The organism is Stenotrophomonas sp. Br8 (assembly GCF_014763005.1).
Lineage (GTDB): Bacteria > Pseudomonadota > Gammaproteobacteria > Xanthomonadales > Xanthomonadaceae > Stenotrophomonas > Stenotrophomonas lactitubi.
This window is the reverse complement of the sequence record NZ_JACGTN010000015.1, coordinates 207,164-232,066: the sequence shown is the minus strand read 5'-3', so window position 1 is coordinate 232,066 and position 24,903 is coordinate 207,164. Positions and strand designations below refer to the sequence as shown.

Annotated in this window: 20 protein-coding genes and 1 pseudogene; 3 read left to right on the top strand and 18 right to left on the bottom strand. The window is 66.7% G+C overall.

All coding sequences use genetic code 11. The features are described 5' to 3' along the window. Nucleotides 1–24: 24 nt before the first annotated feature. Nucleotides 25–960: an alpha/beta hydrolase gene (locus tag H3005_RS13830; protein WP_191078411.1), complete on the bottom strand. Its 936-nt coding sequence runs from the start codon at nucleotides 958–960 to the stop codon at nucleotides 25–27. 203 nt (nucleotides 961–1,163) lie between these two features. Between H3005_RS13830 and metF the strand changes: the two genes are divergently transcribed. Both metF and H3005_RS13820 read left to right on the top strand, forming a co-directional pair. After that, the gene (gene metF / locus H3005_RS13825) at nucleotides 1,164–1,991 is read left to right on the top strand and encodes a methylenetetrahydrofolate reductase [NAD(P)H] (protein WP_089238795.1); all 828 of its coding nucleotides are present in this window, start codon (nucleotides 1,164–1,166) and stop codon (nucleotides 1,989–1,991) included. A 41-nt stretch (nucleotides 1,992–2,032) separates the two neighbouring features. After that, nucleotides 2,033–2,611 (top strand): DUF4124 domain-containing protein, encoded by a 579-nt coding sequence (locus H3005_RS13820; protein WP_100551569.1) that lies wholly within the window; start codon nucleotides 2,033–2,035, stop codon nucleotides 2,609–2,611. Between the two features lie 133 nt (nucleotides 2,612–2,744). Here the strand turns inward: H3005_RS13820 and H3005_RS13815 are convergent, their stop codons facing one another. The 3 genes from H3005_RS13815 to H3005_RS13805 form a co-directional block, all read right to left on the bottom strand. After that, complete coding sequence (locus H3005_RS13815; RefSeq protein WP_100551568.1) at nucleotides 2,745–3,698, bottom strand: Nudix family hydrolase; 954 nt, start codon at nucleotides 3,696–3,698, stop codon at nucleotides 2,745–2,747. Nucleotides 3,699–3,794: 96 nt separating this feature from the next. Then, nucleotides 3,795–6,512: a preprotein translocase subunit SecA gene (gene secA / locus H3005_RS13810; RefSeq protein WP_099820293.1), complete on the bottom strand. Its 2,718-nt coding sequence runs from the start codon at nucleotides 6,510–6,512 to the stop codon at nucleotides 3,795–3,797. A gap of 264 nt (nucleotides 6,513–6,776) precedes the next feature. After that, nucleotides 6,777–7,730, bottom strand: coding sequence for a M23 family metallopeptidase (locus H3005_RS13805; protein ID WP_089238787.1), 954 nt, complete (start codon nucleotides 7,728–7,730; stop codon nucleotides 6,777–6,779). 12 nt (nucleotides 7,731–7,742) lie between these two features. Here H3005_RS13805 and H3005_RS13800 point away from each other — a divergent pair, with 12 nt between their 5' ends. Then, the gene (locus tag H3005_RS13800; protein WP_162292002.1) at nucleotides 7,743–8,192 is read left to right on the top strand and encodes a DUF721 domain-containing protein; all 450 of its coding nucleotides are present in this window, start codon (nucleotides 7,743–7,745) and stop codon (nucleotides 8,190–8,192) included. A 280-nt stretch (nucleotides 8,193–8,472) separates the two neighbouring features. On the opposite strand, the gene lpxC is transcribed toward H3005_RS13800, so the two are convergent. From lpxC to rsmH, 14 genes and pseudogenes are all read right to left on the bottom strand, one after another. Continuing rightward, nucleotides 8,473–9,384, bottom strand: a complete 912-nt coding sequence (lpxC, locus tag H3005_RS13795; RefSeq protein ID WP_089238783.1) for a UDP-3-O-acyl-N-acetylglucosamine deacetylase — start codon at nucleotides 9,382–9,384, stop codon at nucleotides 8,473–8,475. Nucleotides 9,385–9,590: 206 nt separating this feature from the next. Then, complete coding sequence (gene ftsZ, locus H3005_RS13790) at nucleotides 9,591–10,826, bottom strand: cell division protein FtsZ (RefSeq protein ID WP_025876577.1); 1,236 nt, start codon at nucleotides 10,824–10,826, stop codon at nucleotides 9,591–9,593. A gap of 161 nt (nucleotides 10,827–10,987) precedes the next feature. After that, nucleotides 10,988–12,223 carry a cell division protein FtsA gene (gene ftsA / locus H3005_RS13785; RefSeq protein ID WP_025876580.1) on the bottom strand — a complete coding sequence of 412 codons (1,236 nt, stop codon included), beginning with the start codon at nucleotides 12,221–12,223 and terminating at the stop codon, nucleotides 10,988–10,990. A gap of 68 nt (nucleotides 12,224–12,291) precedes the next feature. Then, nucleotides 12,292–12,969 (bottom strand): annotated as a pseudogene (locus H3005_RS13780) (cell division protein FtsQ/DivIB); the annotation flags it as partial. After that, entirely contained in the window at nucleotides 12,966–13,928 is a 963-nt protein-coding gene (locus tag H3005_RS13775) for a D-alanine--D-alanine ligase (protein ID WP_191078410.1), read from the bottom strand. The pseudogene H3005_RS13780 and the gene H3005_RS13775, both read right to left, overlap by 4 nt. After that, the gene (gene murC / locus H3005_RS13770) at nucleotides 13,925–15,361 is read right to left on the bottom strand and encodes a UDP-N-acetylmuramate--L-alanine ligase (protein ID WP_089238777.1); all 1,437 of its coding nucleotides are present in this window, start codon (nucleotides 15,359–15,361) and stop codon (nucleotides 13,925–13,927) included. Before murC ends, H3005_RS13775 begins: the two co-directional genes overlap by 4 nt. A gap of 40 nt (nucleotides 15,362–15,401) precedes the next feature. After that, nucleotides 15,402–16,490: an undecaprenyldiphospho-muramoylpentapeptide beta-N-acetylglucosaminyltransferase gene (murG, locus tag H3005_RS13765; RefSeq protein WP_191078409.1), complete on the bottom strand. Its 1,089-nt coding sequence runs from the start codon at nucleotides 16,488–16,490 to the stop codon at nucleotides 15,402–15,404. Continuing rightward, nucleotides 16,487–17,806 carry a putative lipid II flippase FtsW gene (gene ftsW / locus H3005_RS13760; protein ID WP_191078408.1) on the bottom strand — a complete coding sequence of 440 codons (1,320 nt, stop codon included), beginning with the start codon at nucleotides 17,804–17,806 and terminating at the stop codon, nucleotides 16,487–16,489. The genes murG and ftsW overlap by 4 nt, the downstream gene beginning before the upstream one ends. Next, on the bottom strand, nucleotides 17,806–18,891 hold the full coding sequence (mraY, locus tag H3005_RS13755) for a phospho-N-acetylmuramoyl-pentapeptide-transferase (RefSeq protein WP_100551564.1): 1,086 nt from the start codon (nucleotides 18,889–18,891) through the stop codon (nucleotides 17,806–17,808). The genes ftsW and mraY overlap by 1 nt, the downstream gene beginning before the upstream one ends. Beyond that, a complete protein-coding gene (gene murF / locus H3005_RS13750) occupies nucleotides 18,881–20,275 on the bottom strand; it encodes a UDP-N-acetylmuramoyl-tripeptide--D-alanyl-D-alanine ligase (protein ID WP_191078407.1) in 1,395 nt (464 codons plus the stop codon). The genes mraY and murF overlap by 11 nt, the downstream gene beginning before the upstream one ends. Further along, entirely contained in the window at nucleotides 20,272–21,831 is a 1,560-nt protein-coding gene (locus H3005_RS13745; RefSeq protein ID WP_223880239.1) for a UDP-N-acetylmuramoyl-L-alanyl-D-glutamate--2,6-diaminopimelate ligase, read from the bottom strand. The genes murF and H3005_RS13745 overlap by 4 nt, the downstream gene beginning before the upstream one ends. Then, nucleotides 21,828–23,672 (bottom strand): penicillin-binding protein 2, encoded by a 1,845-nt coding sequence (locus tag H3005_RS13740; RefSeq protein WP_100551562.1) that lies wholly within the window; start codon nucleotides 23,670–23,672, stop codon nucleotides 21,828–21,830. The genes H3005_RS13745 and H3005_RS13740 overlap by 4 nt, the downstream gene beginning before the upstream one ends. Then, a complete protein-coding gene (ftsL, locus tag H3005_RS13735) occupies nucleotides 23,669–23,932 on the bottom strand; it encodes a cell division protein FtsL (protein ID WP_025876599.1) in 264 nt (87 codons plus the stop codon). Before ftsL ends, H3005_RS13740 begins: the two co-directional genes overlap by 4 nt. Beyond that, nucleotides 23,929–24,897: a 16S rRNA (cytosine(1402)-N(4))-methyltransferase RsmH gene (rsmH, locus tag H3005_RS13730; protein WP_100551561.1), complete on the bottom strand. Its 969-nt coding sequence runs from the start codon at nucleotides 24,895–24,897 to the stop codon at nucleotides 23,929–23,931. The genes ftsL and rsmH overlap by 4 nt, the downstream gene beginning before the upstream one ends. Nucleotides 24,898–24,903: the final 6 nt, after the last annotated feature.

Here is a 24,903-nt window from a genome sequence, read left to right as displayed (position 1 = left end):
GGTGGAGGGAAAGGCATGCAGCGATCAGGAATGCGTGGCAAGGAAGCGGCGCACCTGCGCCTGCAGCCAGCGCGGATCATCCCACATCAGGAAGTGGTAGCCCTGTGCGCTCATCTCGATCTGCACACCCGGCAGCTTCGCGTACTGCGCCTGGAACTGCGCACGGGTACTGGCCTCCGTACCACCCATCGACTGATAAGCGGCCCAGCTGCCCAGCACCAGGACCGGCGTGTGGATATCGGCGATGTCATCACGCAGATCGCGCACCAGCATGGAGTGCATCGCATCAGCCATGCTCGTGCGATCACTGTCGCGCCCCCAACGCTGCAGCTCCGGCAGATGCTGCGTGCTGCGGGTCAGGGCCTTGGCGGTCGCGTCGTTGCGTGCATTGAAGCTGGCCTCATCGGCCGCCAGCAGGCCTTCGCGCAGCTGTCCGGCCATCATCCCCACGTTCTGCGCGGTGGCCTGCGGGTTCATCACCGCCGCATAGAACGGCAGCGAATCCACGATTACCAGTGGACCGACGGCATCGGGTGCCTTCAGTGCCAACTGCATCGCCAGCACGCCTCCCAGGCTGTGGCCAATCACGGCAACCTTCGACAGCTGCTGCGCCTGCAGATAGCCCAGCAGTTCATCGCGCATCGCCGGCAGGAAATCCGCCGGGCGTGGGTGCGCTGCCGCAGCACCGGCAAAGCCCGGCAACTGCACCAGGTGACACTGCACATTCTTCAGCGCCAGACAGGTCTCGCGCCAGACCTCGGCACTGCTGTTCAGGCCGGGAATCATCAGCAGCGGACGCCCCTTGCCGACCACCTCGACCTGCACGGTGGCTGGAACGGCGGACTTGTCGACGGCGGTGGCATGGGCCGGGCCGGTGCCAAGCACGGCCATCGCCATGCCGATCATCACCAGCCTGGCCAAGGCCTTCATTGCGTACCAGAGTGCCTGGAAGATCTTCATCGTCTGCTCCTTCATCGGGTGGGTGGTGCCGGGAATGGGGCCAGCGTGGCTCCGCTTCCGGTGCCTCGGTTGCGATTGCGGAGCAACGGTCCGTCAGCGGGGCGAACGGTCGCCCGCACGGGACAGCCGACCTCACGCGCCTATTGCACATCCATCTTGATGAAGCGATATACTGATCCGCACCCGTCGCCGCTGCCCCTGCCATGACCGCCATCAGCTTCGAGTTCTATCCGCCCAAGACCGACGAACAGCGCACCCAGCTGGACCGTGCCGCGGCCAAGCTGAAGGCGTATGCCCCCGAGTACGTGTCCTGTACCTTCGGCGCCGGTGGCTCGACCCTCAGCTACACCTCCGAGACCGTGCGCCATCTCAACCAGCACCACGGCTTCGAGGCGGCACCGCATCTGTCCTGCGTGGGCGGCACCCGCCAGGAGATCCGCGAGCTGCTCAAGCTGTACCGCGCCATCGGCTGCCGGCGCCTGGTCGCGCTGCGCGGTGACCTGCCCTCCGGCATGGGCTTCCCCGGCGACATGCGTTACGCCTCCGAACTGATCGCCTTCATCCGCGCCGAACACGGTGATGCCTTCCGCATCGAAGTGGGCGCGTATCCGGAAACGCACCCGCAGGCGCAGGACGCCTTGCTCGACCTGAAGCACTTCAAGGCCAAGATCGACGCTGGTGCCGATGCGGCCATCACTCAGTACTTCTTCAACCCCGATGCCTACTTCCACTTCGTCGACGAAGTGCAGCGGCTTGGCGTGCAGGTGCCGATCACCCCGGGCATCATGCCGATCTCCAACTTCAGCCAGCTGCGCCGCTTCTCCGAACAGTGCGGTGCGGAAATCCCGCGCTGGATCAGCCGCAAGATGCAGGCCTACGGTGACGATGCCGAATCGGTGCGCGCCTTCGGCGCCGAAGTGGTAGCCAAGCTGTGCCAACGCCTGATCGAAGGGGGCGCACCGGGCCTGCATTTCTACACGTTGAACCTGGCCAAGCCGACGGTCTCGGTACTGACGTTGCTGCGCGGCTGAAAAGTACGCTGCGTTATCGCAATCGGCGCTACGCTGCGTCGATGAAGCTCGTCCTCTCCCTGTTGCTGCTCCTGCTGCTGCCCGGCCTCTGCGCCGTCGCACAGGCGCAACCCACGCGCTTGAACCGCTGCACTGATCCGCAGGGGCAGAGTGTCTACACCGACCGCCCCTGCGACAGCCTGGGTGCGCAGTCCCGGCGTCCGCCGCCGGCGCCTTCCGGCAACACCCTGCAGCGCGACAGCCTCGGCAGCAGCTGCCCACGTCGGCTGAGTGAACTGGTGCAGGCGTTGCACACGGCGGTCGCCATCGGTGATGTGAACCGGCTCTCTTCGCTGTACCTGTGGGGCGCGGTGTCCGATGCGGGCGCACAGCGGATTCTTGGCCAGCTGGAATCGGTGGTGCGGCGGCCGCTGGTGGATGTGGTGCCGGTGTATCCGCGGCAGGATCTGGATGAAGGCGCGGGCACTGCTGCGCAGGTACCGGAATTGGAATCGGAACCGACTGCGCGGCGCCATCCGGTCGGGTTGCGGTTGGAGCAGACCCTGCCGGGCAGCGCCACGCGCGCGGCGACCGTGCTTGGGCTGCGGCGGCAATATGGGTGTTTTTGGATTACGTTGTGAATGGGTTGAGCTGAGCGCCATCCACGCATGGCGTGGATCTACTGGTCCCTGCGCGGTTTGGATCTGCTCATCCACGCATGGCGTGGATCTACTCGTCCCTGTATGGCGTCGGATCGGCACCCGTGTCAGGGCATCAGGCCGGCCACAGTCCGCGGATGGCGGCGATGCCCTGCCCGCCGTGACGGCGTGCCTCGATCACGTGCTGCGGCGTCATGCCGCCGAGCGCGTAGATCGGCAGCGAGACCTGCGCGCGCATCGCGGCGAAGGCTTCCCACCCCAACGGCACTGCATCGGGATGGCTCGCAGTAGCCTGCACCGGGCCCAGCACAGCGAAGTCGCAGCCCAGCCGTTGCGCGTGCAACAGCTGTTCAAGGTCGTGGCAGGAGGCGGCGACCAGCTGCCCGGCCGGCAGCGGCCGTTCCTGCAGTGACTGCAGCTGCTCGCTGCCCAGGTGCACGCCGACGCCCAGGGTGCGCGCCAGTTCGATATCGCGGTTGAGCAACCACTGCACACCACGTCGATGCGCGCGCACGGCCTGCTCGATCATGCCCTGCCGCTGCGGATGCTCGGCCGGCAGGCGCAGCTGGATGCGTTGCTGACCCGATGCGACCGCCTGCTGCAGCTGGCCGTGCCAGCGCTGCAGGGCACCTTCATCCGTGTCCGGCGCTGGGGTGATCAGGTAGCAGTCCGGCTGGCGCAGTACGGCCACCACCGGCAGGTCGGCCGGTGGCATGGAATAGCGGACCAGCTTGTCCGGCGCCACCCAGGTGATGGCCTGGCCCTCGCGTCCGCGCGGGGTGCCCTTCCAACTGCGTACGTGCCGCACTTCCAGGGTCAGGTCCTTGTCCGGGTAGCGCTGCGGCACGTCCATGACCCACTCGCCCACCTCGGCCTCGATGCCCAGTTCCTCGTGCAGTTCACGCGCCAGCGCCTGCTCGGAGGTCTCACCGGGCTCGCGCTTGCCGCCCGGGAATTCCCAGAGGCCGGCCATGTCGCGGCTTTCGGTACGGCGGTTGAGCAGGATGCGGCCGCGGGCGTCAGTGATGACGGCGGCTACGACGTGGATCGATCGTTTCGGGGAAGGCATGGGGGGAGCATGCCGAAAACCGGGGCACCGGCGCAATCGCCGAACGCTTCAAGGCCCATAACAGGAAAGCCCCGCTTTCGCGGGGCTCTCCGGGGGTCAGCTCAGCTGGCCGTGGCAGTGCTTGTACTTCTTGCCGCTGCCGCACGGGCACGGATCGTTGCGACCGATCTTCGGCTCGTCACGCTGCAGCTGGGCGGCCTCTACCTGCGCCGCTTCCTCGTCGGCGCTGTAGCCGCCTGCGTCCTGATGCTGGAACTGCGACTGCTTCAGGCGGGCTTCCACCTGCTGGCGCTCGGCCGCTTCCAGTGCCTGCACTTCCTCGTCGCTGCGGATGCGCACACGAGCCAGCAGGGTCACCACTTCGCGCTTGACGTTCTCCAGCATGTCCGAGAACAGCTCGAAGGCTTCCTTCTTGTATTCCTGCTTCGGCTGCTTCTGCGCATAACCGCGCAGGTAGATGCCCTGGCGCAGGTAATCCATGCGGGCCAGGTGCTCCTTCCAGCTCTGGTCGAGCACGGTCAGCATCACGTGCTTCTCCAGTGCGCGCATGGTCTCTTCGCCCACACCCGCTTCCTTCTCGGCGAAGTGCTGGTTGATGCGTTCCTGCACCTTGGCGGTGATGCCTTCGGCGTCCAGTTCCTCGTGCGACTTGACCAGATCGGTCAGCGACATGTCCACGCCGAAGTCCGACTGCAGGGTGGCTTCCAGGCCACGCAGGTCCCACTGTTCGTCCACCGAGTTCGGCGGCACGAAGCGGGCGACGATGTCGAAGATCACGTCGTCGCGGATGCCATCGACGTTGTCCTTCACCGACTCAGCGTCAAGCAGTTCATCGCGCTGGGCGTAGATCACCTTGCGCTGGTCGTTGTTGACGTCGTCGAAATCCAGCAGGTTCTTGCGGATGTCGAAGTTGTGGGCCTCGACCTTGCGCTGCGCCTTTTCAATCTGGCGGCTGACCAGGCGGTCCTCGATGACGTCGTCTTCCTTCATGCCCATCATGCGCATGGCCTTCTGCACCCAGTCGGAGGCGAAGATGCGCATCAGGTTGTCTTCCAGCGACAGGTAGAAACGGGACGAACCCGGGTCACCCTGGCGGCCCGAACGGCCACGCAGCTGGTTGTCGATACGACGCGATTCGTGGCGCTCGGTGCCAACGATGTGCAGGCCGCCCGCCGCCTTGACCGCGTCATGGCGCTTCTGCCACTCGGCCTTGATCGCCGCCTTCTGCTCGTCGGTCGCGCCTTCGCCCAGCTCGTGGATTTCCGCTTCCAGCGAACCACCCAGCACGATGTCGGTACCACGACCTGCCATGTTGGTGGCGATGGTCACGGCCGCCGGACGACCGGCGTTGGCGACGATGGTCGCTTCGCGGTCGTGCTGCTTGGCGTTGAGTACTTCGTGCTTCACACCCGCCTTGCGCAGGTGCTCGGACAGCATTTCCGAGGTTTCGATCGAGGTGGTACCCACCAGCACCGGCTGGCCGCGCTTGGCGCACTCTTCGATGTCGGCCAGCACCGCATTGAACTTGCCCTTGCGGTTGAGGAACACCTGGTCCGGGCTGTCCTTGCGGATGGTCGGACGGTTGGTCGGGATCACCACCACTTCCAGGCCGTAGATGCTCTGGAACTCGAACGCTTCGGTATCGGCCGTACCGGTCATGCCGGACAGCTTCTTGTACATGCGGAACAGGTTCTGGAAGGTGATGCTGGCCAGCGTCTGGTTCTCGCGCTGGACCGGCACGCCTTCCTTCGCTTCCACCGCCTGGTGCAGGCCATCGGACCAGCGGCGGCCGGCCAGGGTACGGCCGGTGAATTCGTCGACGATGACCACTTCGCCATCGCGCACGATGTAGTCCACATCACGCTGGTAGATGGCGTGCGCGCGCAGCGCGGCGTTGAGGTGGTGGACCACGGTCAGGTTCTGCGCGGCGTACAGGCCTTCGGTCTCGGCATCGAGGATGCCCGCTTCGACCAGCAGCTGTTCGGCGTGCTCCATGCCCGCTTCGGACAGGTGCACCTGCTTGCCCTTCTCATCGACCCAGAAGTCACCCTCACCGTCTTCCGCTTCCTGCTTGACCAGGTTCGGCACGATGCGGTTGACGCGGATGTACAGCTCCGGGGAATCGTCGGCCGGGCCGGAGATGATCAGCGGGGTACGCGCTTCGTCGATCAGGATGGAGTCGACTTCGTCGACGATGGCGTAGTGCAGGCCGCGCTGGTAGCGGTCAGCCTTGGACAGCGCCATGTTGTCGCGCAGGTAGTCGAAACCGAATTCGTTGTTGGTGCCGTAGGTGATGTCCGAACCATAGGCTTCACGCTTGTCGCTGTGCGGCATGCCCGGGTAGACCACGCCCACGCTCAGGCCCAGCCAGTTGTACAGCTTGCCCATCTGCGCGGCATCGCGGCGGGCCAGGTAGTCGTTCACGGTGACCACGTGCACGCCCTTGCCTTCCAGCGCGTTGAGGTACACCGGCAGGGTCGCCACCAGGGTCTTGCCTTCACCGGTGCGCATTTCTGCGATCTTGCCCAGGTGAAGCACCATGCCGCCGATCAGCTGCACGTCGTAGTGGCGCATGCCGAGCACGCGGCGACCGGCCTCGCGGCAGACCGCGAAGGCTTCCGGCAACACCTTGTCCAGGGCTTCACCACCGGCGATGCGCTGCTTGAACTCCGGCGTCTTGGCCTGCAGCTGCTCGTCGGAAAGCTTCTCGATCTCCGGCTCCAGCGCATTGATCTTGGCGACGATGCGGTTGAGCTGGCGCAGCTGTCGTTCATTACGACTGCCAAATACGCGGGTAAGCAGGCTGTTGATCATTGAAGGAACCGGGTTGGATGGGAATGCCGCACGGCTCCGGGAGGATCCGTCCGCCGCAAACGAAACAGGGCGCCTGGCGCCCTGTCGATGGCAACACCCATTGTAGCTTGGGATGGGCGGCAGGGGTTTCAACCCTTTGCGGTCGTGTAGGCGGCCGGGACCGGGGTCCTGGCGGCCGCGCTTCGCGCTCGCGGGGCATGGCCCCGCGCTACCGCCGGGATCCGACGGCGTCCCGGTAGCGCCGGGCCATGCCCGGCGTTGGGATCAACCGCGGGTGATGCGTCCGACCGGGGTATTGCCGCCATCGCCGAGGAACTTGCGCGGGTTGACCACGTTGCCGTTCTCCCACACCTCGAAGTGCACGTGGGCGCCGGTCGAACGACCGGTGGAACCGGCCTTGGCCACTTCCTGGCCGGCGCGGACGAGGTCGCCGACCTTCACCACCAGGCGCGAATTGTGCGCGTAGCGGGTGACGTAGCCATTGCCGTGGTCGACATCGACCACGTTGCCGTAGCCGCCCTTGACCCCGGAGAAGCTGACCACGCCGTCGGCCACCGACATCACCGGGTCACCGACGCGGGCGTGGAAGTCCATGCCCTTGTGGGTAGCGGCACCGCGACCGAACGGGTCGGCGCGGGTACCGAAGCCGGAAGTGACATAGCTGTTGCGGATCGGCATGCGCGAGGGCACGGCGTTCTGCTGCAGCTGGTGGTCGAACATCAGCGATTCCATCACCGACAACTGGCGGCCTGAAGCAGCGAAGCGCTGCTCCAGCATCTGTAAGTCGGCGTTGACGTCCTTCACCGGGATGTCGGCAGTCGGGCCGCCGGCATCACCGTCACCGAGGCCGGGGGTCTCGTTGAAGTCGAATTCGCCGTCTTCCAGCTTGCCCATCTGGGTCAGCCGCTCGCCCAGGGCGTTCAGGCGGGTGGCCTGTGCCTGCAGCTCGCCGAGGCGGGCGGCCAGCGCGTTGACCTGGGTCTGCGCATCGCGCTGGACCTTGGCCAGCTCGGCCTCCTGGCGGTCGACCTTGGCCTGCAGGCGCGAATCATTGAGCGCACTGGCGCCAATGCCGCCGGCAAGGCCGATAATGCAACCTGCGCCGAGCACGCTGCCCAGCAGGGCTCGGGGGCGGTCCTCGAAGTAGAACCGCAAACGCGTGAGCGCCGATTTGGCCTGTCCTTCACGCGTTTTGATTACGATCTTTTTGAATGCCATCAGTGAGTTTTCATGTCTGAGCCGAAATCCAGCGTTCGTCCCGCATCCAGACCGAAACCGGCCCTGGATGTAGTGATGGCGGACAAAAGCGGGAACCCGCTGCGGCGTGCCCTATGGCTCGACGCGCTGGACCGTCAGTTGCGCCCCCAGTTGCCGCCACCTCTGCGCAGCCGTTGCCGGCTGGCCAATGTGGACGGGGAACACCTCGTTTTTCTCGTCGAGTCCCCGGTCTGGCATGCCAAGTTGCGGCTTGCCGAAGCCCAGTTGCTCGACGCGGCCCGGTCCATCGGGCTGAAGGCCACCAAGGTGACCGTCAAGACTGCGTCTCCCACTCCCACGCGCTCCCCAGCGCTCGACAACCGGAATGGACCCCACGCAGTTTCAGCCGCCACGCACAAAGGGCTACGCGACGCCTTGGCAGCTCTGCAGGACCTTCCTTCGAAACCGAAGCGGGAAACCTGAAAGCAGCGGAGCGTCCTGCTCCACTCCCCGTCGCGCGTGTCACCGCAGCGTGAAACATTTCGGGGGCCGGGTCGCATCCTAGCTGGCCCCGGTGGGGCAGTCGTTAGATTGTTGTTAAAACAACGTTAAATTCAGGCTTCCGATCCAACAGGTTCACAAAACCGTGACCTCGACCCGGCCGTCGCGTCACCCACTGCGCCAGCGCCTCAAGGAACGTCGGAAACGCAAACGCCGCCCTGGAAGGCGGCGCTTTTGTCTTTCAAATCAATAGCCTGTGGAATCAGGCATAGGCCGGCGTGGCGTACACCACCGGGTCCGGCACCGCCGGCGAGTCGTAGGTGACCCATTCCCAAGCGGTGGCATCGGCCATCAGCGCCCGCACCAGCTTGTTGTTGAGCGCGTGGCCGGACTTGAAGCCCTCGTAGGCGCCCAGCACCTGGCCGCCGGCCAGATAGAGGTCGCCGATCGCATCGAGGATCTTGTGGCGCACGAATTCGTCGGCGTAGCGCAGGCCGTCTTCGTTGAGCACGCGGAACTCATCGAGCACGATGGCGTTGTCCATCGAACCGCCCAGGCCGAGGTTGCGCTCGCGCATGTATTCCAGGTCGCGCATAAAGCCGAAGGTGCGCGCGCGGGAAATTTCCTTGGTGTAGGCCATCGTCGAGAACTCGATTTCCTGGCGCGACTGCTTGGCCGGGATCATCGGGTGGTCGAACTGGATGGTGAAGCCCAGCTTGTACCCCTCATACGGGGTGAAGCGGGCTACCTTGTCGCCCTCGGTCACTTCCACGGTCTTCAGCACGCGGATGAAGCGCTTGGGCGCATCCTGTTCCACGATGCCTGCCGACTGCAGCAGGAACACGAACGGGCCGGACGAACCGTCCATGATCGGCAGCTCGGCCGAGGACAGTTCGACGATGATGTTGTCCACACCCAGGCCGGCCAGGGCCGACATCAGGTGTTCGACGGTCTGGATCTTGGCGTCGTTGCAGGTCAGGCCGGTGCACAGGGTCACTTCGGTGACCAGTTCGGCTTTGGCAGGCACTTCCACCACCGGGTCCAGGTCCACGCGCCGGAACACGATGCCATGGTTGACCGGCGCCGGACGCAGGGTCATGTAGACCTTGTCGCCACTGTGCAGGCCTACGCCGGTGGCGCGGATCGTGTTCTTGAGGGTGCGTTGCTGGATCATGGGGGGACGACCGGAAGTGACACATTAGATTAACACGCAGGGTCCCCTACCCCGGCTGAAACGCAGGTAGAAGCCGCCGGCAGCACACACCGGCGCGCCGGTAGGACGCGCGTGAAGCAGGGCGGCCGGGCCCATCCTGGCCCGGCGCCCGCGTTTTCAGGACATGGTGGCGCAACCCGGGGGGGACAAGCCCCGGGCAGCGTCGATCAGTCCGCCTGGCGGCGCAGGAACGCCGGGATGTCCAGGTAATCGTTCGGCAGTTCCGCCGCGGCCGGGGCCGAGGAGGCCGGAGCCGACGGGGTGGAAGCTGCCACGCTGTCGCTGCTGGCCCGACGCAGGCCCAGGCCCATGCCGCCGACGGCCTTGGACACCGCATCGCCGCCGTTGTCGAACTCGCCGAACTCCGGCTGGCCGGTGGTAGCGTTGCGGACCAGCTTGATCGGTGCACGCTCGCCCGGACGCTGGGTCTTGCTGGCCGAGACGCGGTTCAGACCCGTGGCGACCACGGTCACGCGCACTTCGTCCTGCATGTCCGGGTCAAGCACGGTACCCACCACCACGGTCGCGTCTTCCGAAGCGAAGCCGTCGATGGTGCGGCCGATCTCGTCGAACTCGGCCATGGTGAAGTCGGCACCGGCGGTGATGTTGACCAGGATGCCGTTGGCACCGGCCAGGTTCACATCGTCCAGCAGCGGGTTCTGGATGGCCGACTCGGCTGCGGCCTGCGCGCGGTCATCGCCGCGGGCGGTACCGGTACCCATCATCGCCAGGCCCATTTCGGACATGACGGTGCGCACGTCGGCGAAGTCGACGTTGATCAGGCCCGGACGCACGATCAGGTCGGCGATGCCCTGCACGGCGCCCTGCAGCACGTCGTTGGCGGCACGGAAGGCCTGGATCATGGTCGCGTTGCGACCCAGCACGGTGATCAGCTTCTCGTTGGGGATGGTGATCAGCGAGTCGCAGTGCTGGCTCAGTTCTTCGATGCCCTTCAGCGCGACCTGCATGCGGCGACGGCCTTCGAACGGGAACGGCTTGGTGACCACGGCCACGGTCAGGATGCCCATTTCCTTGGCCAGTTGTGCCACCACCGGCGCAGCGCCGGTACCGGTGCCACCGCCCATGCCAGCGGTGATGAACACCATGTCCGCACCCTGCAGCGCGTCCATGATGCGCTCACGGTCTTCCAGCGCAGCCTGGCGGCCGACTTCCGGATTCGCGCCTGCGCCCAGGCCCTTGGTGACATTGGTACCCAGCTGCAGTTGCAGCTTGGCACCACAATTCTTGATGGCCTGCGAGTCGGTGTTGGCGGTGATGAATTCCACGCCATCCACTGCCGAGTTGACCATGTGCGCCACGGCATTGCCGCCGCCGCCGCCCACGCCAACAACCTTGATCACCGCATTGGGTGCCATCTTTTCGATCAGTTCAAAATGCGCCATGTCCGTGTCCTCGTTGTATCCGCTTTCGATTGCATGGGCCTTCGGGCGTCCTGCCTTCGTGCTGCATGCCGTCGTTGCGGCTGTGTGGGTTATGTGTTGCCGGTGTTGCGTCGTGTTGCCGGTGTTGCAACCGGGCGAGCCCGGGTAGTGCAGGTTCCGCGTCAGAATTCGCCGCGGAACCAGGTCTTGAGTTTCTTGAACATGCTTCCAGCGCGGCCAGTCGGCAGCGACGGCCGGCGCGGATGCTCGATCTGGCTGCCCATCAGCAGCAGGCCGACGCCGGTGGCGTGCACCGGGTTGCCAACCACTTCGCCCAGCCCGGTGACGTGCTGCGGGATGCCCACGCGCACCGGCATCTGCAGCATTTCCTCGGCCAGTTCGACCACGCCTTCCATCTTCGAGGCACCACCGGTCAGGACCATGCCGGCGCGCACCAGTTCCTCGAAGCCGGAGCGGCGCAGTTCGGCCTGCACCATTTCGAAGATTTCTTCGTAGCGGCCCTGCACGGCCTGCGCCAGCGCGTGGCGCGGCATGCGGCGCGGCGGACGATCACCGACCGACGGCACCTGGATGCTTTCCTCGGCGGTGGCCAGCTGGGCCAGGGCACACGCGTAGCGCACCTTGATCTGCTCGGCTTCCGGGGTCGGCGTGCGCAGCATGTGCGCGATGTCGTTGGTCACGTGGTCGCCGGCGATCGGCAGCGAGGCGGTGTGGCAGATCGCACCCTGCACGAACACTGCGATGTCGGTGGTGCCGGCGCCCATGTCGACCAGCACCACGCCCAGCTCGCGCTCGTCGGCGGTCAGCACCGCCACGCTGGAGGCCAGCGAGGACAGCACCAGGTCGTCCACCTGCAGGCCGCAGCGCTGCACGCACTTGCTGATGTTGGCGGCGGCCGACTGCGCGCACACCACCAGGTGCGCATGCACCTCCAGGCGCACGCCTGTCATGCCGACGGGGTTGCGGATGCCTTCCTGCGAGTCGTCCAGCACGTACTCGCGCGGGATCGCATGCAGGATCTTCTGGTCGGCCGGAATCGCCACCGCCTTGGCCGCATCGAGCACGCGATCCAGGTCGCCCCAGGTCACTTCGCCGTCGCGGATCGGCACGATGCCGGGCGAGTTCTTGCACTGCACGTGGTTGCCGGAGATGGAGGCGTACACCGAGCGGATCTCGCAGCCGGCCATCAGCTCGGCTTCTTCGACCGCGCGCTGGATCGACTGCACGGTCGATTCGATATCCACCACCACGCCGCGCTTGAGGCCGCGCGACTCATGGGAGCCGATGCCGATCACTTCGATCGGGTTGCCCGGCGAATACTCGCCCACCAGCGCCACCACCTTGGAGGTGCCGATATCCAGGCCGACGATCAGCGATTTGTCACCCTTGCGATTCATGTTCTTTCCTGCGTCCTTCTTGCCGGGGTGCCCGGTGCATTGGCGGGGGCGGCCGGAGTGCCCCAGCTCAGCGTGAAACCATTGGTATATCGGAGGTCGGCGCGCTCGATCGGCGCGGCCTGGTTGGCCAGCTGCGGCAGCACGCGCACGAAGCGCTGCAGGCGCGAACGCGCGTCATCGCGGCCGACCACCACTTCAGTGCCGTTGCTCAGCAGCAGCGACCAGCTGCCGCGCGCGTCCATGGTCAGCCGGCGCACATCGACACCAGCCGGCGCGAACAGCGCGCGCGAATCGTTGTAGAGCTTGACCACTTCTTCGGTCTGGCTGTCCGGGCCATCCAGCTCGGGCAGCTGCAGGTCGGCCAGCTTTTTCGGCGTGGGGAACAGCTTGCCCTGCTCGGACAGCAGGCGACCTTCGCCCCAGCGCGCGAACGGCTTGTGCTCGACCAGCGTCACTTCCAGCACGTCCGGCCACTGCTTGCGCACCTGCGCGCTTTCCACCCACGGCAGTTTTTCCAGCGCGTCCTGCGCGTCCTGCAGCTTGACCGCGAAGAAACCGGCATGTGCATACGGCAGCAGCACCTGCTGCAGCTGTTCCGGCGGCACCCGCTTGAACTCACCGTGCACGCGCAGCTTCGCCAGCGGCCAGCGCTCGGCGCCGACCCAGCCATTGACTACGGCCACCACCGGCAGTGCAACCACCGACAGTGCCAACAGCCAGACGAAGATGCGCAGCACCGCGTTCATGCGTGCGATGCCTCCAGAGTCTGTTCCAGCACGCGCCACACCAGCTCCTCGAAGCTGATGCCAGCCTGCCCGGCCGCCTTGGGCACCAGCGAATGGCTGGTCATGCCCGGCGCGGTGTTCACTTCCAGCAGGAAGAAGCGGCCGCTGGCGCGATCACGCATCACATCCACGCGACCCCAGCCACGGCAACCCGCGGCGCGGAAGGCCGCCAGCGCGATGCGGCGGATCTCTTCTTCGTCATCACCATCCAGGCCCGGGCACAGGTACTGGGTGTCTTCGGCGATGTACTTGGCGTTGTAGTCGTACCACTGGCCCTTGGGCACGATGCGGATCGACGGCAGCGCGACATCACCCAGGATGGCCACGGTCAGTTCATCGCCGACCACCATCTGTTCCATCAGCAGCTGGCCGTCGTAGCGCGCGGCCAGGGCCACCGCTTCGTCCAGGCCGGCGTCGTCGGTGACCCGGCTGATGCCCACGCTGGAGCCTTCGTTGGCCGGCTTGACCACTACCGGCAAGCCGAGCTCGGCCGCCAGCGCATGCACCGTCGATGCATCGACCTTCCGGTACTGCGGGGTCGGCAGGCCCAGCGACAGCCACACCTGCTTGGTGCGGATCTTGTCCATGCTCAAGGCCGAGCCCAGTACGTTGGAACCGGTGTAGGGCACGCCGAACGCGTCCATCAGGCCCTGCACGATGCCGTCCTCACCACCACCGTTGTGGCCGTGCAGGATGTTGAACACGCGATCGATGCCGCCAGCCGCCAGCGCCTTGGCCAGCGCCGGAATGCCATCGATGGCGATCGCATCGACACCACGCGCCTGCAGTGCTTCAAGTACGTTGCGGCCCGAATCCAGCGACACTTCACGCTCGCTGGAGCTGCCACCGAGCAGCACGGCAACGCGGCCGAACACGGCCGGGTCGGTGCTGCGCAGCGACGGGAAGGTCAGCGTGCTCACGCCTCGCCCTCCGCCTTGAAACCTTCCACTGCAATGTGGCTGGCGACGGCGCCGATGTCGCCGGCCCCCATCATCAGCAGCAGATCACCGTCCTGCAGTACGTCCGGCAGCACGGTGGCGAGTTCGGACGCCTTGCCGACCACCACCGGCTCGCTGCGGCCACGCGCACGGATGGCGCGGGCCAGCGCGTGCGAATCAGCACCGGCGATCGGCTCTTCGCCGGCCGGATAGACCTCGCTCAGCACCAGCGCATCGACGCTCGACAGCACCGCTGCGAACTTGTCGAACTGATCGCGGGTACGGCTATAACGGTGCGGCTGGAAGGCCACCACCAGGCGCTTGTCGGCCCAGCCACCGCGCGCGGCGGCGAACACGGCTTCCAGCTCGCTCGGATGGTGACCGTAGTCGTCGATGATGCGGACCTTTGCACCCGTGGCGGTGGTCACTTCGCCCAGATCGTTGAAGCGGCGACCGACGCCAGCGAAGCTGGCCAGCGCACGCGCGATCGTGTCCGGAGACACACCCAGCTGCCAACCCACCGCCGCAGCGGCCAGCGCATTGAGCACGTTGTGCTTGCCCGGCAGCGCCAGCACCACTTCCTGGCTGGTGCCCTGCGGCAGGCGCAGGGTGAAGCGCATGCGCGAACCTTCCTGCACCACGTTCTCCGCGCGCACGTCGGCCTGCGGGCTCATGCCGTAGCTCATCACGTGGCGCGGGGTCTTGGCGGCCAGTGCGGCCACTTCCGGGTCGTCGATGCACAGCACCGCCAGGCCGTAGAACGGCAGGCGCTGCAGGAACTCGGCGAACGCCGCCTGCACGCGGGCGAAGTCGTTGCCGTAGTTCTCCAGATGATCGGAATCGATGTTGGTGATGATCGACATCAACGGATTCAGGCGCAGGAAGCTGCCATCGCTCTCGTCGGCCTCGGCCACCAGCCACTGGCCTCCGCCGAGCTTGGCGTTGGCACCTGCCGCCAGCAGCTGGCCACCGATCACGAAGGTCGGGTCCAGCCCGCCTTCGCTCAGCACCGCAGCGGTCAGGCTGGTGGTGGTGGTCTTGCCATGGGTACCGGCCACGGCGATGCCGCGGCGGAAGCGCATCAGTTCGGCCAGCATCGCCGCGCGCGGCATGATCGGGATGCGCTGGCTGCGCGCTTCCATCAGCTCCGGGTTGTCTTCGCGGATCGCGCTGGAGACCACCACGCAGTCGGTGCCCAGCACGTTGGCGGCGGAATGGCCGCGCATGATACGCGCGCCCAGGCCGGCCAGGCGGCGGGTGGCAGCGTTGTCGGCGTTGTCCGAACCGGACACTTCATAGCCCAGCGTCAGCATCACTTCGGCGATGCCGCTCATGCCGGTGCCGCCGATGCCGACGAAATGCACGCGCGGGAATGCGCGCACCAGATCGTTGGTGTCATGCAGGCGGCGGATCATGCGCGGCCTCGCGCAGGGCAGGCGTTGGAGCGTGCCTTCTTCATACAGCTTCCTCGAGAATGATATCGGCGATGCGCTCGGCGGCATCGACCTTGGCCAGGGCACGCGCGGCTTGCGCCATCTGCATGCGGCGGGCGGGATTTTCGGACAGATCACGCAGCAGCGCGGCAATGCCGTCTGCCAGCGTTTCGTCCTGCTTCAGCAATACGGCCGCGTCGCGCTCGACCAGATACTCCGCATTGCGGGTCTGGTGATCGTCGACAGCAGCGGGGAATGGCACCAGCACACTACCGATGCCGACCGCACAGATTTCAGCCAGCGTGGATGCGCCGGAACGGCACACCACCAGGTCGGCCCAGGCGAAGGCTTCGGCCATGTCGGCGATGAACGGCGTCACGTCGCCCTGCACGCCGGCCTTGGTATAGGCCTCGACCGCTTCGGCATGCAGCTTTTCGCCGCTCTGGTGACGCACCACCACCGGCACCTGCGCACCGAGCGCTGCCAGTGCCTGCGGCACGCCACTGTTGAGCGCGCGAGCACCCTGGCTGCCGCCGAGCACCAGCAGGCGCAGCGGACCACTGCGATCGGCCAGCCGCTGTTGCGGCGGCGCGACGGCGGCGATTTCGGCGCGCACCGGATTGCCCACGAACTCCTCGCGTGCAGCGAAAGTGCCCGGGAAACCGGTCAGCAGGCGGCGCGCGTAGCGCGACAGGATGCGGTTGGTCAGGCCCGGCGCGCGATTCTGTTCGTGCACGATCAGCGGCAGGCCGTGCAGGCGCGCGGCCATGCCACCGGGGCCGGAGGCGAAGCCACCGAAGGCGACCACCGCACGCGGCTGGCGATCACGGATGATCAGGCCCGCCGCACGCAGCGCGCGCATCAGGCGCCACGGAGCGGCCAGCAACGCCAACTTGCCCTTGCCGCGCAGACCGGTGATGGCCAGCGTATCGATGTGGATGTCGTGCTGCGGAACCAGGCGGGTTTCCATGGCGCCATCAGCACCCATCCAGGTGACCGGCACGCCACGGGCGCGCAGCACGCGGGCCACGGCCAGGCCCGGGAAGATATGCCCACCGGTACCACCGGCCAGGATCATCACCGGCCGGGCGTTGTTCTGGACCGCGCTCATCCGAGCCTCCCGAAGGTAGGTTCGACGCGCGACTGCAGGCGGCTGGTGCCGCGCACGGCAGTGGACTCGGCCGCAGCCGGTTCAGCAGCCATCGGCACATTCTTTGCCACCGGTGCGGCCGGCGCATCGGCCGGAGCCGGGCCGGCCACATCGTCAGCAGCGCCCATGCGCACCGCCTGGCGGCGTTCGGCACGCTTCAATTCATAGGAGACACGCAGCAGCAGGCCCATCGCCACGCAGGTCATCAGCACCGACGAACCACCGGACGAAATCAGCGGCAGGGTCAGGCCCTTGGTCGGCAGGATGCCCAGGTTCACGCCGATCGACACGAAGGTCTGCATGCTGATCCACAGGCCGATGCCGAAGGCGATGTAGCCGGAGAAGTGGCGCTTCATTTCCACGCAGCGCATACCCAGCCAGAACGTACGGCCGACCAGCAGCGCGTACAGGGCCACGATCGTGCAGGTGCCGAGGAAGCCGAATTCCTCGGCGGTGACCGAGAAGATGAAATCGGTGTGCGCCTCGGGCAGGTAGTACAGCTTCTGCACCGAATTGCCCAGGCCGACGCCGGTCCACTCGCCGCGGCCCACCGCCATCAGCGCGTTGGACAGCTGGTAGCCGTCGCCCTGCTGGTCGGCCCACGGGTCGAGGAAGGAGGTGATGCGGCGCATGCGGTACGGCTCGATGATCGCCAGCGCGCTCATGCCGACCAGGCCGATCACCACCGGCATCGACATGCGCGGCATGTTCACCCCGCCCAGCACCAGCATGCCGGCGGTGATCGCCAGCAACAGCGTGGACGAACCGAAGTCGGGCTGCAGCAGCAGCAGCACCACCAGCGCACCGGCCACGCCCAGCGGCTTGAGCATCGCCGGCCAGGTGGCGTTGACCTCGTCGCGGAAGCGCACCAGGTAGCTGGACAGCCAGACGATGTAGAGCACCTTCACCGCTTCGACCGTCTGGAACTTCGAGATGCCCAGGTTGATCCAGCGGCGGGCGCCGTTGACGCTGCTGCCCAGGCCGGGAACGAACACCACCACCAGCAGCGCGAAGCAGCCCAGCAGCAGCATCTGGTTGTACTGCTCGATGGTCTTCAGCTCGGTGCGCGCAGCCATGATGGCCAGCACGATGCCGACCGCCAGGAAGATCAGGTGGCGGTTGAGGTAGTAGAACGGGCTGCTCATCAACGCGATCGAACTGGACGCGACCATCACCACGCCCAGCCCGGTGAGCGCGATCATCGCGCCGAGCAGCCACTTGTCGTAGCTGCCACCGATGGCCTCAAGGCGTGTTGCCTGGTGCGACAGGTCATTCATCAGCGTACCTTCAACGTGGCCAGGCCGATCAGCACCAGCACGACGGAGATGATCCAGAAGCGCACGATCACGCGCGGCTCCGGCCAGCCCTTCAGCTCGAAGTGGTGGTGGATCGGCGCCATGCGGAACACGCGCTTGCCGGTCAGCTTGAACGAGGCGACCTGGATCATCACCGACAGCGTTTCGATCACGAACACGCCGCCCATGATCACCAGCACCAGTTCCTGGCGGGTGATCACCGCGATGGTGCCCAGCACCGCGCCCAGCGACAGCGCGCCGATATCGCCCATGAACACCATGGCCGGATAGGTGTTGAACCAGAGGAAGCCAAGGCCTGCACCCGCAATCGCGGCGCAGATGATGACCAGCTCGCCGGCGCCCGGAATCTGCGGGATCTGCAGGTAGTTGGCGAACACCACGTTGCCCGAGGCATAGGCGAACACGCCCAGGCCGCAAGCCACAAGTACGGTGGGCATGATCGCCAAGCCGTCCAGGCCATCGGTCAGGTTGACCGCGTTGGAGAAGCCGACGATCCAGAAGTAGGCGATGGCCACAAAGCCGACACCAGCCAACGGCAGCGCCACCGACTTGAACATCGGGATATAGAAGGTCAACGCCGCCGGCACATCCGCGGTCTGCAGCAGGAAGATGCCCGCAGCCAGACCGAAGATCGACTGCAGCAGGTACTTCCAGCGCGACTTCAGGCCGTTCGGGTCGCGACGGACGATCTTGATCCAGTCGTCGTACCAGCCGATGGCGCCGAAGCACAGCATCACCGCCAGCACCAGCCACACGTAGCGGTTGCGCAGGTCAGCCCACATCAGCACCGACAGGGTGACGGTGAGCAGGATCAGCGAACCGCCCATGGTCGGCGTACCGGCCTTGGAGAAATGGGTCTGCGGGCCGTCCTTGCGGATCGGCTGGCCGCCCTTGAACTGGGCAAGCTTGCGGATCATCGCCGGGCCGAGCCACAGCGACAGGAACAGCGCCGTCAACGCGGCAAGGATGGCGCGGAACGTCTGGTAGTTGAACAGCCCGAACAGGCTCTCCAACTGCTGCAACCATCGAGCCAGTTCATACAACATGCGGGGATTCCTCTCCTTGCGCCAGCAGCGCTTTGACAATCGTGTCCATGGCGCTGCCACGGGAACCCTTGACCAGGCAGCGCACGCCGGCGTGCAGCTCGTCCTTCAGCGCCTGCGACAGCGCGTCATGGGTGGTGAAATGACGTCCGCCCTCGCCAAACGCGGCGGCAGCGGCAGCGCTGAGCGGACCCAGCGCATACAGGCGCTTGAGGCCGGCGGCACGCGCGCGGATGCCCGCCTGTGCATGCAGCGCCTCGGCATCGGGGCCCAGCTCGCGCATGTCGCCCAGCACCAGCCAGCCCTCTTCCGGTGCGGCGGCCAGCGCGTCGATGGCAGCGGCCAGCGAACCGGGATTGGCGTTGTAGCTGTCGTCCACCAGCACCGCGCCGTTGTGCAGCTGATGGGCGATCTGGCGGCCCGGCACCGGCTGTGCTTCAGCCAGGCCGGTAGCCACCAGTGACAGCTCGATGCCGGCGGCAAGCGCCAGGCTGGCGGCGGCCAGTGCATTGCTGATGTTGTGGCGGCCCGGCAGACCCAGCACCACGCCCGCCTCGCCCATCGGCGTGACCAGGGTGAAGCGGCTGCCCTGCGCACCGGCGCGGATGTCGCGCGCGGTGACGTCGGCAGTGTGTTCCAGGCCATAGCGCAGCACCCGGCAACGTGCCGGGGTACCGATGAAATGCTGTTCGAACCAGCGCCCGTAGGCGTCGTCGATATTGATTACCGCCACGCCATCGGCCGGCAGTGCGGCGTAGATCGCGCCCTTGGTCACGGCAACGCCGAGCAGGCTGCCCATCCGCTCCAGGTGCGCCGGGGCGATGTTGTTGACCAGGGCATAGCGCGGGCGCGCGATGTCGGTCAGGTAGGCGATGTCGCCCGGCTTGCCGGCGCCCATCTCGTAGACGGCGTAGTCGGCATCTTCCGGTGCGTCGATCACTGCCAGCGGCAGGCCGATCTCGTTGTTGCGGTTGCCCGGGTTGGCGTAGACCACCTTGTGTGCGTGCTGGGCCACCTGCTGCAGGATCGCCAGCAGCAGGCTCTTCACGCTGGTCTTGCCGTTGCTGCCGGTGATGGCGAACAGTTCGGTCGCACGGTCGCGCTGCATGCCGGCGGCGATCTTCGCCAGCGCGCGCTCGCTGTCGGCCACCAGCACCTGCGGCAGGTCCAGCGGCAGCAGGCGCTCGACCAGCAACGCGCTGCCGCCACGAGCCTGCGCGTCAGCGGCGAAGTCATGGCCGTCGAAGCGTTCGCCACGCAGCGCCACATACAGGCTGCCCGGGCCAAGGCTGCGGGTATCGTTGCTGATGGCGTCGATGGCCACATCGTCGCCGTGGATCTCGCCACCGGCCCAGTGCGCGATCAGCGAAAGCAGGGTGCGCTTCATGCCGCGCCCTCCCCTGCCTGCGGGCCCTCTTCCGCGTCCTGCGGCCGGGCCACTAGCGCATCCATGCGCGTCGCCGCCAGCACACCGACCTTGGCGGCCAGTGCAGCAGCGGCCACTTCGGTGTCGTCGAAGTCATGGCGCACCCCATTCACTTCCTGGTACGGCTCATGGCCCTTGCCGGCAATCAGGATGATGTCGCCGTCACCAGCGCGCTTCACCGCCAGGCCGATCGCGCGCGCGCGGTTGCGCTGCACGGTCACGGTGGAGGCATCAGCGAAGCCGGCCAGGATATCGGCCACGATCACGTCGCCATCTTCGCCACGCGGGTTGTCGTCGGTGACGATGACCTGGTTGGCCAGGCGTTCGGCAATCGCAGCCATCTGCGGGCGCTTGCCGGTATCGCGCTCGCCACCGCAGCCGAACACGCAGAACAGCGTGCCCTGCAGGTGGCCGTGCAGGCTGTCCAGCGCCTGTTCCAGCGCGTCGGGGGTGTGTGCATAGTCGACCACCACGGTCGGCAGGCCGTCTTCGCCGCCGAGGCGGTTCATGCGGCCACGGATCGGCTGCAGCGCCGACAGCACCTCGGCGATGCGCGGCAGCGGATGCCCCAGCGCATGCAGGCTGCCGGCCACGGCCAGCAGGTTGTCCACGTTGAAGCGGCCCAGCAGCGGCGACTGCACCGCAGCGCGCTGGCCGTCGATGACCAGCTCGAAACCGATGCCGCGGCCATCCAGCTGCAGTGCGTCTGCGCGCACGTTGGCGCCGTCGGCACCGCGCGAGCTCAGGCCGATCGCCTGCACGCCCGCCGGCAGGCCGGCGAACAGCTGGCGACCGAACGCATCGTCAAGATTGATCACCGCCGCCTTCAGGCCCGGACGATGGAACAACCGCGCCTTGGCCGCGCCGTAGCTGGCCATGTCGCCGTGGTAATCAAGGTGATCGCGGGTGAGATTGGTGAACACCGCCACGTCGTAGTGCACGGCATCCACGCGGCCCTGGTCCAGTGCGTGCGAGCTGACTTCCATCGCCACCGCACGCGCGCCGTCGTCGCGCAGCTGTGCCAGCAGCGCATGCATCTGCAGCACCAGCGGGGTGGTGAAACCGGTCGGCTCGACGGCACCATAAAGTCCGGCGCCCAACGTGCCGATACTGCCACTGGGCGTACCGAGCAGATGCCAGGCCTGGGCCAGCAGCTGCACGGTGGAGGTCTTGCCGTTGGTGCCGGTCACGCCAACCATGGTCATCGCCCGCGAAGGCGCGCCATGGAACTGGTCGGCCATCGCACCCAGCCGCGCGCGCAGGCCCGGCACGGCGATGGCATCGGCCGGTGCAGGCAGTTCGGCGGGCGCCGGCGCTTCGAACAGGATCGCGCCGGCACCGGCGGCGCGCGCCTGCTCGACAAAGCCCAGGCCATGCGCGCCGAAACCGGCGATGGCGACGAAGGCATTGCCGGGGCGCACGGCACGGCTGTCCAGCACCAGGCCGGTCAGAACGGGATCATGGCCCGCCAGGGCCACGTCCGGAAGCAACTGCGAAAGCAACATCGAAGGACTCATTGCGTGCCTCCCGTAGCGGGTGGCACATGGGATTGCGCGCTCGGCAGCGCGGCATCGAATTCAGCGGCGGCATCCACCGGCAGTGCGGCTTCGGCCGGCGGCACCGGCAGTACCGACGCCGAATGGCCGATCTTTCCGGACTGCTGCGCCGCCAACCACGACTGCAGGTCGTCCAGCGGCACGTCCATCAGGCGCAGGGTGCCTTCCATCACGTTGTGATAGACCGGCGCCGACACCAGGCCGCCGTAGAACTTGCCGCCCTGCGGATCGTTGATGACGATGACGGTGGCAAACCGCGGATTGGTGGCCGGCACAACGCCGGCGAACAGCGCGTTGTAGTGGCCCCGCTCGTAACCGCCAGGGCCGGTCTTGCGCGCGGTACCGGTCTTGCCGGCCACGCGATAGCCCAGCACCGCCGCCTGCTTGGCGCCGCCCTGGGTGACCACCGTTTCCATCATCGCCACCACCTGCTTGGCGACGTTCTCGTCGATGATCTGCTGACCTTCGTTGCGCTGGCCCTTGACGAACGTCGGCGCGATCAGCTTGCCGCCGTTAGCCAAGGCCGAATACGCGGTAGCGATCTGCAGCGGCGTGACATTCAGGCCATAGCCGTAGGACATTGTGGTCTTGGTGGTGCCCGACCAGCGGGCCGGACGCAGCACCACGCCACCCGACTCGCCCGGGAAGCCGCTATGCGGTACCGAGCCGTAGCCGAAGCGGCGCACACCGTCGTAGAACACCTGGTCGGGCATCTTCGCCGCGACCTTGGCCGCACCCACGTTCGAGCTGCGGGTGATCACGCCGGTGACGTTCAGCACGCCGTTGTTGCGCGGCACGTCGCGGATGGTGAAACGACCCAGGGTCATGTAGCCCGGGTTGGTGTCGATGACGGTGTCCTTGGTCACCGCACCGGCCTGCAGCGCGGTGGCGATGGTCAACGGCTTCATCGTCGAACCCGGCTCGACCAGATCGGTCACCGCGCGGTTGCGGCGCGTGTCCGGGGCCGCGCCGCCCACCGAATTCGGGTTGTAGGTCGGCAGGTTGACCATGGCCAGGATCTCGCCGGTGGTCACGTCCATGATCACCATCGAACCGCCTGCCGCCTTGTTGGCGACCAGCGCGTTGCGCAGTTCCTTGAAGGCCAGGTACTGGATGCGGCGGTCGATGCTGAGGGTCAGGTCCTTGCCCGGCTCGGCGGCACGCAGCAGATCGCTCTCGACCGTCTCGCCCTTGCGGTTGCGGATCACCCGCTTGCCGCCGGGCTTGCCGCGCAGCCATTCGTCGAAGGCCAGCTCCAGGCCTTCCTGGCCACGGTCATCGATGTTGGTGAAGCCCAGCACGTGCGCCATCGCCTCACCCTGCGGGTAGAAGCGGCGGAACTCGCGCTGTGCCGCCACGCCCGGAATCTTCAGGGCAACCACGCGCTCTGCCTCGTCCGGATTGATCCGGCGACGCAGGTACATGAATTCCTTGTCCGACTTCTGCGACAGGCGGCTGCTCAGCTCGTCCACCGACATGCCCACCGCCTGTGCCAGCTCGGGGATGCGCTCGGGCGAACGCAGCAGGTCCTGCGGATTCACCCAGATCGAAGCGACCGGCGTGGACACGGCCAACGGCTCGCCGTTGCGGTCGGTGATCATGCCGCGCGAAGTCTTGATCGGCAGTTCGCGCAGGTAACGTGCTTCACCCTGGCGCTGGTAGAAGTCGCTGTTGATGATCTGCACGTAGGCGGCACGACCGACCAGCGACACCGAGCACAGGCCGAGTGCCAGGGCCACCCAGCGCAGGCGCTGGCGCAGGTTGAAGGCGTTGCGGGGACGGTTGCGGCCGGTCTTGCTCATGGGCGCACCACCACGACGTCGGCGGCCTCGGGGAACTTCATGCCGAGCTTTTCGCGGGCGATGCTGTCCACGCGGTTGGCTTCGGCCAGGGTCGCCTGCTCCAGCTGCAGGCGGCCGAATTCGATGTTCAGGTCATCACGCGCACGCTCGGCGCGCGACAGCTCGATGAACGTCTGCCGGTGACGATGACGCACGAACACGACGCCGATCGCCGAGGCCACGGTGCAGGCCAACAGGATGATCAGCAACAGCCGGCTCATGCATCGGCCTCCCGCTTCTGGGCAACACGCAGCACGGCGCTGCGGGCGCGCGGGTTCATCGCCAGCTCTTCGTCAGTGGCCTTGATGGCGCCACCGATCAGGTCCAGCGTCGGCACGAACACCTGCGCCTCGGGCAGCCGGCGGTTGGCCGGCGGCGCCTTGGCCAGGCGGTTCATGTACTGCTTGACGATGCGGTCTTCCAGCGAGTGGAAGCTGATGACCGCCAGCCGGCCACCGGGCTTGAGCCGCTGCACGGCCGCATCGAGCCCGGCTTCGAGATCGGCCAGTTCGCGGTTGATGTGGATGCGGATGGCCTGGAAGCTGCGCGTGGCCGGGTGGATCTTGTCCTTGCCACGCGGCATCACGGAGGCGATCAACTCGGCCAGTTCTGCAGTACGCGAGAACGGCTGCTTGTCCCGGCGGGCCACGATGGCCTTGGCGATACGTCGGCCCTGCCGCTCTTCGCCATAGGTCCACAGCACGTCCATCAGCTCGCGCTCTTCAACGCGGTTGATCCACTGCGCAGCGCTTTCGCCGCTGTCAGGGTCCATGCGCATGTCCAGCGGGCCGTCCTTGCCGAAGCTGAAACCCCGCTCGGCGACATCCAGCTGCGGCGAGGACACGCCAAGGTCGAACAGCACGCCATCCAGGCCTTCGGCGGTCTCGTTCCACTGCAGCAGCTGGGCGAAGCTGCCGCGGAAGATCGACACGCGCGGGTCCGGCGCGAAATCGCGCTCGGCAACGGCAATGGCTTCCGGATCCTTGTCCATGACCAGCAGGCGTCCCTCGGGACCGAGCTGGGTGAGCACGCCACGTGCATGACCGCCACGACCGAACGTGCCATCCAGATAACGTCCGTTTTCGATCACCCTCAGGCCTTCCAGGACCTGGGTGTACAGGACCGGCAGATGCACCGCCGGCGACTGCGACACCGGAAGGTGACCGGTCTGCGCTTCTGGGCGCATCCGGGC

Excerpts from the sequence above, each read along its gene's own strand:
- ftsW (WP_191078408.1), bottom strand. The coding sequence starts at position 17,806 with ATGAATGACCTGTCGCACCAGGCAACACGCCTTGAGGCCATCGGTGGC.
- H3005_RS13815 (WP_100551568.1), bottom strand. The coding sequence starts at position 3,698 with ATGCCTTCCCCGAAACGATCGATCCACGTCGTAGCCGCCGTCATCACT.
- H3005_RS13745 (WP_223880239.1), bottom strand. The coding sequence starts at position 21,831 with ATGAGTCCTTCGATGTTGCTTTCGCAGTTGCTTCCGGACGTGGCCCTG.
- rsmH (WP_100551561.1), bottom strand. The coding sequence starts at position 24,897 with ATGCGCCCAGAAGCGCAGACCGGTCACCTTCCGGTGTCGCAGTCGCCG.
- H3005_RS13740 (WP_100551562.1), bottom strand. The coding sequence starts at position 23,672 with ATGAGCAAGACCGGCCGCAACCGTCCCCGCAACGCCTTCAACCTGCGC.
- murC (WP_089238777.1), bottom strand. The coding sequence starts at position 15,361 with ATGATCCGCCGCCTGCATGACACCAACGATCTGGTGCGCGCATTCCCG.
- lpxC (WP_089238783.1), bottom strand. The coding sequence starts at position 9,384 with ATGATCCAGCAACGCACCCTCAAGAACACGATCCGCGCCACCGGCGTA.
- ftsL (WP_025876599.1), bottom strand. The coding sequence starts at position 23,932 with ATGAGCCGGCTGTTGCTGATCATCCTGTTGGCCTGCACCGTGGCCTCG.
- H3005_RS13805 (WP_089238787.1), bottom strand. The coding sequence starts at position 7,730 with ATGGCATTCAAAAAGATCGTAATCAAAACGCGTGAAGGACAGGCCAAA.
- ftsZ (WP_025876577.1), bottom strand. The coding sequence starts at position 10,826 with ATGGCGCATTTTGAACTGATCGAAAAGATGGCACCCAATGCGGTGATC.
- murF (WP_191078407.1), bottom strand. The coding sequence starts at position 20,275 with ATGAAGCGCACCCTGCTTTCGCTGATCGCGCACTGGGCCGGTGGCGAG.
- H3005_RS13830 (WP_191078411.1), bottom strand. The coding sequence starts at position 960 with ATGAAGATCTTCCAGGCACTCTGGTACGCAATGAAGGCCTTGGCCAGG.
- H3005_RS13820 (WP_100551569.1), top strand. The coding sequence starts at position 2,033 with ATGAAGCTCGTCCTCTCCCTGTTGCTGCTCCTGCTGCTGCCCGGCCTC.
- H3005_RS13800 (WP_162292002.1), top strand. The coding sequence starts at position 7,743 with ATGTCTGAGCCGAAATCCAGCGTTCGTCCCGCATCCAGACCGAAACCG.
- secA (WP_099820293.1), bottom strand. The coding sequence starts at position 6,512 with ATGATCAACAGCCTGCTTACCCGCGTATTTGGCAGTCGTAATGAACGA.
- ftsA (WP_025876580.1), bottom strand. The coding sequence starts at position 12,223 with ATGAATCGCAAGGGTGACAAATCGCTGATCGTCGGCCTGGATATCGGC.
- mraY (WP_100551564.1), bottom strand. The coding sequence starts at position 18,891 with ATGTTGTATGAACTGGCTCGATGGTTGCAGCAGTTGGAGAGCCTGTTC.
- murG (WP_191078409.1), bottom strand. The coding sequence starts at position 16,490 with ATGAGCGCGGTCCAGAACAACGCCCGGCCGGTGATGATCCTGGCCGGT.
- metF (WP_089238795.1), top strand. The coding sequence starts at position 1,164 with ATGACCGCCATCAGCTTCGAGTTCTATCCGCCCAAGACCGACGAACAG.